Consider the following 956-nt stretch of genomic DNA (forward strand, 5'->3'; position numbering starts at 1 on the left):
TGTGCATGTTACTTACTTGCGCTAACAACTTTTTTAAGTCTTAAATCCATAGCCAGATAAAAACATCAAGTTTGTGATGTAAATACAGAAGTAACCTGCTCTTTTTTTTATTTAATTTTTTGATTTTAGATTTTATAAGCGTAACCTAAATCTTATTTTAGAAAATTAATGTATTCCGTATATTCACCGGAAATATGGAATTTTCAGGTTTAATAAGCTTAAACGTATAAAAATAGGAGTTAGTATATGGCGAACAATCTTTTTATTTCTTATGATTTAAATTCTCCTGGACAGGATTATCAGGTAGTTATAGATGAAATTAAGAGCTTAGGAAGTTGGGCAAAAGTTCAAAAGTCACATTGGTATGTAAATTCATCTTTTACTGCTTCACAGGCACTTGAAAAAGTGTGGGCTAAAATGGATTCTAATGATTCTTTGATAGTTGTAGATGCAACAAATAATAATGCATCTTGGCAAGGATTATTAAAAGAGGTCTCAGATCATATACTTGATCAATGGAGTAAATGACACCTTTAATAAGTTAATCAACTGGACGTATTACGGTTGTCATTAAGGCGTTATGTGTAAATTTCTAAGCTTGGGAATTCATGATTGACGAAGCATTGTTATTTTTAGGTATGTTCTTTGCGTGGCTATTGTTTTGGGGTGCTCTCTTTTCTCCTACAAGCTCATTTGGCCCAAGAGCACCTTTGGCTGGGTTTCCAAAATTTGGGGCTGTTGTTTTCTATTTAGTCTTTGCCGTAATAATAATTGCGTTTATTAGGCGTTGGTTTTTTTAGTCCGTAAATTACACATAACAAGTCACTGGGCGTTATTTACCATAAAACCCGTTTTACGAAAGAAAAAAGCTACCAAATGGTGGTTTTTTTTAGCCCCTGAGATCGCCTACTTTGAATTTTTCAGCCCAATTACCCGCAGATTTTAAATTAAGGACT

General features: G+C 33.3%; 1 protein-coding gene. It reads left to right on the top strand.

Features of this window, described 5'->3' with window-relative positions:
* The first annotated feature begins 246 nt into the window (after nt 1–246).
* Nucleotides 247–528, top strand: a complete 282-nt coding sequence (locus MT391_RS20680) for a hypothetical protein (RefSeq protein ID WP_499499978.1) — start codon at nt 247–249, stop codon at nt 526–528.
* Nucleotides 529–956: the final 428 nt, after the last annotated feature.

It is taken from the genome of Vibrio sp. 1-Bac 57 (genome assembly GCF_037546855.1).
Taxonomy (GTDB): Bacteria; Pseudomonadota; Gammaproteobacteria; order Enterobacterales; family Psychromonadaceae; genus Psychromonas.